Source organism: Pseudomonas sp. KK4, from assembly GCF_001984065.1.
Taxonomy (GTDB): Bacteria; Pseudomonadota; Gammaproteobacteria; order Pseudomonadales; family Pseudomonadaceae; genus Aquipseudomonas.
The window spans coordinates 26117-34722 of sequence record NZ_LYVP01000056.1 but is presented as its reverse complement, the minus strand read 5'-3'; the positions used below and the strand labels follow the sequence as shown (position 1 = coordinate 34722).

General features: G+C 61.1%; 8 protein-coding genes. 4 read left to right on the top strand and 4 right to left on the bottom strand.

From position 1 onward, the window contains the following. Positions 1-290: 290 nt before the first annotated feature. Positions 291-3137, top strand: a complete 2847-nt coding sequence (locus tag B0W55_RS18570; protein ID WP_077047386.1) for a valine--tRNA ligase — start codon at positions 291-293, stop codon at positions 3135-3137. Between the two features lie 226 nt (positions 3138-3363). Continuing rightward, entirely contained in the window at positions 3364-4386 is a 1023-nt protein-coding gene (gene rlmF / locus B0W55_RS18565) for a 23S rRNA (adenine(1618)-N(6))-methyltransferase RlmF (protein ID WP_077047385.1), read from the top strand. A 200-nt stretch (positions 4387-4586) separates the two neighbouring features. On the opposite strand, the gene B0W55_RS18560 is transcribed toward rlmF, so the two are convergent. Next, a complete protein-coding gene (locus B0W55_RS18560; protein ID WP_003221909.1) occupies positions 4587-4868 on the bottom strand; it encodes an HU family DNA-binding protein in 282 nt (93 codons plus the stop codon). Positions 4869-5262: 394 nt separating this feature from the next. Here B0W55_RS18560 and yejK point away from each other — a divergent pair, with 394 nt between their 5' ends. Together yejK and B0W55_RS18550 are read left to right on the top strand one after the other, a co-directional pair. Continuing rightward, on the top strand, positions 5263-6267 hold the full coding sequence (gene yejK / locus B0W55_RS18555) for a nucleoid-associated protein YejK (protein WP_077047384.1): 1005 nt from the start codon (positions 5263-5265) through the stop codon (positions 6265-6267). Then, positions 6267-6617: a glutaredoxin family protein gene (locus tag B0W55_RS18550; RefSeq protein WP_077047383.1), complete on the top strand. Its 351-nt coding sequence runs from the start codon at positions 6267-6269 to the stop codon at positions 6615-6617. Before yejK ends, B0W55_RS18550 begins: the two co-directional genes overlap by 1 nt. A 76-nt stretch (positions 6618-6693) precedes the next feature. On the opposite strand, the gene B0W55_RS18545 is transcribed toward B0W55_RS18550, so the two are convergent. The 3 genes from B0W55_RS18545 to B0W55_RS18535 form a co-directional block, all read right to left on the bottom strand. Then, positions 6694-7629, bottom strand: coding sequence for a glutathione S-transferase family protein (locus B0W55_RS18545; protein ID WP_077047382.1), 936 nt, complete (start codon positions 7627-7629; stop codon positions 6694-6696). 84 nt (positions 7630-7713) lie between these two features. Then, entirely contained in the window at positions 7714-8022 is a 309-nt protein-coding gene (locus tag B0W55_RS18540) for a GIY-YIG nuclease family protein (RefSeq protein WP_077047381.1), read from the bottom strand. 40 nt (positions 8023-8062) lie between these two features. Beyond that, positions 8063-8533 (bottom strand): nuclear transport factor 2 family protein, encoded by a 471-nt coding sequence (locus B0W55_RS18535; RefSeq protein WP_077047380.1) that lies wholly within the window; start codon positions 8531-8533, stop codon positions 8063-8065. Between the last annotated feature and the right edge of the window lie 73 nt (positions 8534-8606).

The following is an 8606-nucleotide window of genomic DNA, read 5'->3' as shown; positions in this document are numbered from 1 at the left end:
GCCTGACGGCAGGCCGCTACCGGCCCGCACACAAAAAAACTGACACTCCCCCTGAAGGAAACGCGCAATAACGATTTGAATCGTATCGACTGATAGAACGCCTTCGCGGGCAAGCCTCGCTCCTACAGGAGCCGGTACAACACAACCCTGTAGGAGCGAGGCTTGCCCGCGAAGGCTGCTCTCCCTGACAAAACACACCCCACGTTGACACCTCGCTCTACGCCAAACAGCACATCCCCGCTATACTCATCGGCTTTTCCTGAATAAATGCCAATAGGGTCCCGCCGCGCATGGATAAGACCTACCAGCCGCACGCCATTGAAACTTCCTGGTACAACACCTGGGAGTCCGAGAATTACTTCGCCCCGCAAGGCGCGGGCGAGTCCTACACCATCATGATCCCGCCGCCGAACGTCACCGGTAGCCTGCACATGGGCCATGGCTTCAACAACGCGATCATGGACGCCCTGATCCGTTTCCGCCGCATGCAGGGTCGCAACACCCTGTGGCAACCGGGCACCGACCACGCCGGTATCGCCACGCAGATGCTGGTGGAGCGTCAACTCGAAGCCCAGGGCCAGAATCGCCACGATCTGGGCCGCGACAAATTCCTCGAGAAAGTCTGGGAGTGGAAGGATCAGTCCGGCGGCAACATCAGCCGTCAGATTCGCCGCCTCGGCTCGTCCGTGGACTGGAGCCGCGAGCGCTTCACCATGGACGACGGCCTCTCCGAAGCCGTTAAAGAGGCCTTCGTACGTCTGCACGAAGACGGCCTGATCTACCGCGGCAAGCGCCTGGTCAATTGGGACACCAAGCTGCACACGGCGATTTCCGACCTCGAAGTGGAAAACCACGACGAGAAAGGTTTCCTGTGGAACCTGAAATACCCGCTGGCCGACGGCGCGAAAACCGCCGAAGGCAACGACTACCTGATCGTCGCGACCACGCGTCCGGAAACCATGCTCGGCGACTCCGCCGTGGCCGTTAACCCGAACGACGAACGCTACAAAGCCCTGATCGGCAAATTCGTCGAGCTGCCGCTGGTCGGCCGCCGCATTCCGATCATCGCCGACGATTACTGCGACCCCGAATTCGGCACCGGCTGCGTGAAAATCACCCCGGCCCACGATTTCAACGACTACGAAGTCGGCAAGCGCCACAACCTGCCGCTGCTGAACATCTTCGACAAGAACGCCAACGTGCTTGCGGCCTGCCAGGCGTTCAACCTCGACGGTACGCTGAACGAGAGCATCGACGGCAAGATCCCGGCCGAGTTCGCCGGCCTCGAGCGCTTCGAAGCGCGCAAGCAGGTCGTTGCCGCGTTCGATGCCGCCGGCCTGCTGGTCAGCGTCAACGATCACGCTCTGAAAGTCCCGAAAGGCGACCGTTCCGGCACCATCATCGAGCCGTGGCTGACCGACCAATGGTACGTGTCCACCAAGCCGCTGGCGGAGCCGGCAATTGCCGCCGTTGAAGACGGCCGCATCCAGTTCGTGCCCAAGCAATACGAAAACATGTACTTCTCGTGGATGCGCGACATCCAGGACTGGTGCATCAGCCGTCAGCTGTGGTGGGGCCACCGGATTCCGGCCTGGTACGACGAGTCGGGCAAAGTCTATGTAGGCCGCGACGAAGCCGAAGTGCGCGCCAAGCACAACCTCGGCCCCGACGTTGCGCTGCAGCAGGACAACGACGTACTCGACACCTGGTTCAGCTCGGGCCTGTGGACTTTCTCCACCCTCGGCTGGCCGGAAAAGACTGAGTTCCTGAAGAAATTCCACTCCACCGACGTACTGGTGACGGGCTTCGACATCATTTTCTTCTGGGTCGCCCGGATGATCATGCTGACCATGCACCTGATCAAGAACGAGGACGGCACGCCGCAGGTTCCGTTCAAGACCGTCTACGTGCACGGTCTGGTGCGCGATGGCCAGGGCCAGAAGATGTCCAAGTCCAAGGGCAACGTCCTGGACCCGCTGGACATCATCGACGGCATCGAGCTTGAAGATCTGGTGCACAAACGCACCTCCGGCATGATGCAGCCGAAACTGGCGAAGAAGATCGAGAAACAGACCCGCGAAGAGTTCGCCGACGGCATCGCCAGCTACGGCACCGACGCCCTGCGCTTCACCTTCTGCTCGCTGGCGTCCACCGGTCGCGACATCAAGTTCGACATGGGCCGCGTCGAAGGCTATCGCAACTTCTGCAACAAGATCTGGAACGCCGCGCGCTATGTGCTGGACAAGGGTGAAGACTGCGGCCAGAACGGCGAAGCCTACGAGCTGTCGCTGGCCGATCGCTGGATCATTTCGCAGTTGCAACGCACCGAAGCCGAAGTGACCCGCCAGCTCGACCAGTTCCGTTTCGACCTGGCCGCACAGGCTTTGTACGAATTCATCTGGAACCAGTACTGCGACTGGTACCTGGAATTGTCCAAGCCTGTGCTGTGGGACGAGAACGCGCCGGTCGAACGCCAGCGCGGCACCCGTCGCACCCTGGTTCGCGTACTGGAAGTGGCCCTGCGCCTGGCGCACCCGTTCATGCCGTTCATCACCGAAGAAATCTGGCAGCGCATCGCGCCGCTGGCCGGTATCGAAGGCAAGACGATCATGCTGCAACCGTGGCCAGTGGCCAATGAAGAGCGCATCGACCCGGCCGCCGAAGACGACATCGAATGGCTCAAGGGCCTGATGCTCGGCACCCGCAACATCCGTGGCGAAATGAACATCGGCCCGGGCAAACCGCTGCCGCTGTTCCTGAAAAACGTCAGTGCCGAAGACCAGCGTCGCCTGACCGAGAACGAAGCGCTGTTGAAGAAACTGGCGCGTCTGGAATCGATCACCGTGCTGGCCGCTGGCGAAGAAGCACCGCTGTCCGCCACCGCTCTGGTCGGCGAGATGGAGGTGCTGGTGCCAATGGCGGGCCTGATCGACAAGGGCGCGGAACTGGCGCGTCTGGACAAGGAAATCCAGCGCCTGCAAGGCGAAGTGCAGCGGGTCGGCGGCAAGCTGTCCAACGCCGGCTTCGTCGACAAGGCTCCGGCCGAAGTCATCGACAAGGAACGCGCCAAGCTGGCTGAAGCTGAACAGGCTTTGGCCAAACTGGCCGAGCAACATGCGCGGATTGCCAGCCTGTAACGGCAGATCGCAATGAACAAGGGAGGCCCGCAACGGCCTCCCTTTTTTGTGCAAGACAATGCGCTGTCTGTAGGCGCCAGGCTTGCCCGCGAAGGACGATAACGCGGTGCGCCGGATCACCGCATCGCGGCTTTCGCGGGCAAGCCTCGCGCCTACAGGTGCCCGTCTGGCCATCGTCTGTGGGACAATGCCCGCCACTTTCAGCCTTACCCGAATCGAACTCGCCATGACCGCTCCCCGTACACCCAAACCTGCGCGCAAGAAGCCTGACACCGCGACCCCGGCCAAAGCCGTGGTGCCGCGAGAGAAGGCCAGCCTGCATCCGCGCAATCGCCACCAGGGTCGCTACGACTTCCCGGCGCTGATCAAGAGCACACCGGAACTGGCCAAATTCGTGATCATCAATCCGTATGGCAAGGAGAGCATCGACTTCGCCAGCCCGGACGCGGTACGGGTGTTCAACCGGGCATTGCTCAAGGCGTTCTACGGCATCGCCCATTGGGACATTCCCGCCGACTACCTGTGCCCTCCCGTGCCGGGGCGTGCCGATTACGTACATTTTCTCGCCGACCTGCTGGCCAGCGGCAACGAGGGCGAAATTCCCCGGGGCGCACCGGTCAAGGTGCTCGATATCGGCATGGGCGCCAACTGCGTCTATCCGCTGATCGGCTACAGCGACTACCGCTGGCACTTCCTCGGTTCGGACATTGACGCCACCGCCATCGCCGCGGCCAAAGCCATCATTCAGTCCAATGGTTTGAACAAAGCCATTCAGGTTCGCCAGCAAGCCAACCGCAAACACATCCTGCTGGGCCTGCTGGACAGCGCCGAGCGGTTTGACCTGACGATGTGCAACCCACCGTTCCACGCCTCCCTGGAAGAAGCCACCCGGGGCAGCACACGCAAATGGCGGGCGCTGGGCAAGGCCGACCCGAAACGCAAACTGCCGGTGCTCAATTTCGGCGGCCAGGCGGCGGAGTTGTGGTGCGAGGGTGGCGAGGCACGCTTCGTCACGCAGTTGATCAGCGAGAGCGCGCAGGTGGGGCAGCAGGTGCTGTGGTTCAGCACCCTGGTGTCCAAAGCCTCGAACCTGCCGGCGATCCAGGCCGCGCTGAAAAAGGCCGGTGCATTGGAAAGCCAGGTGGTGGAAATGTCCCAGGGCCAGAAGCAGAGCCGCTTCGTGGCCTGGACCTTCCAGACCAAGGAACAGCAACAGGCCTGGCGCGAGCGTTGGGTGCGCAAAAGCTGAGTCACTGCCAAACGCGGTCAACCATGTGGGAGCGGGCTTGCTCGCGAAGGCGGTGTATCAGTCACCAATGAAGTCGACTGACACACCGCCTTAGCGAGCAAGCCCGCTCCCACATGGGTACAACGGTGTTTGTGACAAATCGCGCCCACAAAAAAACCGTGCCCGGATCGCTCCGGTGCACGGTTTTTTATCGCTGCGTCTTACTTGTTCACAGCGTCGGTCAGGCCTTTGGCCACAACCAGCTTGATCACTTTCTTGGCAGGGATTTCGATGGCAGCGCCAGTCGAAGGGTTACGGCCGGTGCGGGCAGGACGCTCAGTCACTTTCAGTTTGCCGATACCTGGCAGAGTGATTTCGCCGCCGTTTTCCAGCTGATCTGCAACGATTTGGCCCAGTTGGTCCAGAGCGTTACGCGCGGTGGTTTTTGGCGCGTCGATAGCTTCAGCGATGTCGGCGATCAGTTGGTCTTTAGTAAGAGCCATGTAGTGTTCCTTCCCTATCAAATTCATATGGATTGCAGAGTGCAGTGTCAGCCATCGAGCCCGATCTTCTGGATCTGGCACCCTCGGCGATAACCGCGACGGGTCGGGTTATAGATGCCGAAATCAGGGTTTGGTTCGACCTGACATTTGCTGACTGCACGCTTAACGCAGTGACTTCGCGCAAGACCGGGCAAAACTAGCACAGAGGCGGGGAAATATCCGCCTCTAGCTACCCATTTGGTCAGCTTTATTGCTCTAAATCGGCAAAAAAACGCATAAGCGCCGCCGGTCGCCGTGCAATTGCCCTTCGCCACGCGCCAAAAGCAGTGGTTGCGGTACACTGAGCGCTTTTTCGGGGAGCGCGCCCTCCCGTCTTCCATCAGCCGAGAAGCCCATGCCGATCCGTCATTGCATCGTCCACCTGATCGACAAAAAACCCGACGGCACACCCGCAGTTCTCCACGCTCGCGACTCCGAACTGGCCGAGTCCGCCGCCATCGAGAACATGCTTGCCGACCTCAATGAAAGCTACAACGCCAAACAGGGCAAAGCCTGGGGCCTGTTTCATCCGGAGTCTGGCGCCTTCCCTTTCAGCGGCTGGCTGAAGGAATACCTCGAGGGCGGCCAGGACTTCACCGCGTTCAGCCGGGTGGCGGTCGAGCATCTGCAAAAGCTGATGGAAGAGTCCAATCTGTCCGTAGGCGGCCACGTATTGTTCGCCCACTACCAGCAAGGGATGACCGACTACCTGGCCATCGCCCTGCTGCACCACAGCGAAGGCGTGGCGGTGACCGAGGAACTGGACGTGACCCCGTCCCGTCACCTGGACCTCGGCCAGTTGCACCTGGCAGCGCGCATCAACGTGTCGGAGTGGCAGAACAACAAGCAATCCAAGCAATACATTTCCTTCATCAAGGGCAAGAACGGCAAGAAGGTCTCGGAGTATTTCCGCGACTTCATCGGCTGCCAGGAAGGCGTCGACGGTCCAGGGGAAACCCGCACCCTGCTCAAGGCCTTCAGCGATTTCGTCGAAAGCGAAGACTTGCCGGAAGACTCCGCCCGCGAGAAAACCAAGACCCTGGTGGATTACGCCAGCAGCCAGGCCAAGCTCGGCGAGCCCATGGGCCTGGAAGAGTTGTCGGAACTGATCGACGAGGATCGCCCGAAGGCCTTCTACGATCACATCCGCAACAAGGACTACGGCCTGTCGCCGGAGATCCCGGCCGATAAACGTACCTTGAACCAGTTCCGCCGCTTCACCGGCCGCGCTGAAGGCTTGTCCATCAGTTTTGAAGCGCATCTGCTGGGCTCGAAGATCGAGTACGACGAAGAAGCCGGCACCCTGATCATCAAGGGCCTGCCGACCTCCCTCACCGACCAGCTCAAGCGCCGCAACTGATGCTGGGCGGCGTGCTGAAGAAATGCCTGCTGATCCTGCTGGTGGTCGTGGTTTATCAGAACTGGGGCAAGATCGAGCGGGTGTTCAACCCCTCGCAGGTGGTGTCCGAGCAGACCCGGGCCACGGCCAAGGTTGTGCTGTACGCCACTGAGTGGTGTGGCTACTGCAAGCAGACCCGGCGCTTTCTCGATCAGAAAGGCATTCCGTACCAGGCATTCGATATCGAGAAAGACGCCGAGGCGCGCAAGGCGTATCAGGCGCTGGGCGGTGCGGGGATTCCGTTCATCGTGGTGAACGGAACGTTGATTCGCGGGTATGACCCGGATGGGATTCTGGCGGCGTTGAAGTAATTCCTCAGACTTGCAGCCATCCCTGTGGCGAGGGAGCTTGCTCCCTCGCCACAGGGGTTGTGTGTGTTCGGGTGGATCAGCGCGCTTCGATGCGGAAGCCGAACCGCGGGAAGTGCACATGCACCACACCGCCACGCTCGTCCTCACGGCGCAGAATCAATTCTTCACGGCCGGCAAACAACAACGCCCCCGCCACTGGATCCACTCCGTAATCCGTTGCGGCGATGATCACCTGCTGGCCCACCTCCAACCCGTTCGGCTCTTCGAACTGCTCGTCGGGCAAGGCGGCTGGCGTGGCGTTGCGCGCCACTTCCAGCGCTTGTTCGGAGGTCATCTCGCTCGCCGCACCATGGCCAAAACCCAACACCCGCGTCAACCAGGCGGACACCGCCGGGTAGTTATCCACAAGCGGTGAAGTCACCGGCGTTGCCTTGAGGAACCACAGGCAATGGGCCAGTGAGAAGTCGGCCACCGACGGCTCGCCAAACAGGTAGTCGCCTTGCTCTCGCTGCAATTGCTGTTCGAGTCGCGCCATGATCGTTGGCCATTGATGCCTGGCCTGCTCGGCCGAGAGTCGAGTCGCGCTGCCACCGCTGAACAACCCGGCGCGATCAGCCAGGAACGCCTTGATCGCTTCAGGGGGCAGACTGCCAAAACGCACGGCGACCGATTCCGGTTGGAACACTAGGCTGACCGCGTGCTGGAACACCACCGAATCGACCCACGCGGCGAAGGCGGCGACGATCATTTCCTGGCCTTCGGGGAAGAACGCCGGCAGGGCTTTTTCCTGCTCCAGTCGTCGGGCAATCAACGCGGTATCGCAATAGATATCCGCGCCAATCTGCAAGATCGGCGTCTTGCGGTAGCCACCGGTCAACGCGGTGAGATCAGGCTTGGGCATCACCGGCGAGATTTTTACCGAGCGCCAGGACAGCCCCTTGAAACCCAGCAGCAAGCGCGCTTTTTCGGCAAATGGGGACGTCGGGTAATGATGCAGGATCAACTCGGACATGCTCGGCTCCGCCGCACTTGAAAGGAGTCTGCAGCTTAACGCGCAATCAGTTGGCAGCCTACGGATCTGCCTGATGGGAACCGATCAGTCAGGTTGATAAGACGCCACCAGGCATTCCTTGGCGCTCTTGCGCAGTTTCTTGATCAGCCGCTCCTGGCGCAGCGCATCGCTTTTGTCGCGGCAGGCTTCGGTGTAGACCAGGGCCATGGCCGGGCTTGAGAGGAAGAAGCGCGCACCCTTGCCGCTCTGGTGCTTGGCGAAACGCCGCACTGGGTCGTCGCTGATGCCGCAGTAAAGCGAACCGTTGGCGGCGCGCACGAGGTAGACGAACCACTGTTTGCTGACTGGCAAAGGTTCGACGGCAACGATGGAGGATTCGCTGGAGCTGCTCACGTGACGATCAAGGCTTGGAAGAAAACAAGCCGCGATCTTATCAGCGACCGGCCTGAAATGCCTTCAGCCCCTTCAACGCCTGGGCGCGCACGGCGTTGCGCACCAGCGGTGTCCAACCCAGCAGCAGCCCCTTGAAGCCCAGCGCCTGACGCGACCAGGCCCACAGATCGAAGCGGTCGTGATGCTCGCAGATCTTGCCGTCGCGAAACACGAAGCGCGCCTGAATGTCGTTGACCACCACGTTGCCGGTCTGGCTGAACAGGTAGGTCGCCACCCAGTGCGCACCGCCGCTGCGCTCATCGCTGTGCACGTTGTCGAAGGTCAGGGAGAAGTCCTTGGCACGGGTGGTGAGCATGCGCCACATGTCGCCGGCATCGCGTCCGCGCAGCTCGCCGAACGCCGGATCACTGAACACCACATCATCGGTGTAGCAGGCGCTCATCGCCTCGGCATCCAGACGCTGGAACGCCTGATAGAAGCGGGTGATCAGGGCGTCGTGGGCATCGCTCATGGGCAGGCTCCGGGAATGTCGTGGGTAGGTCAGCACGATAGTCTGCGAGTGGGGGAATGACCATGGCCATTCA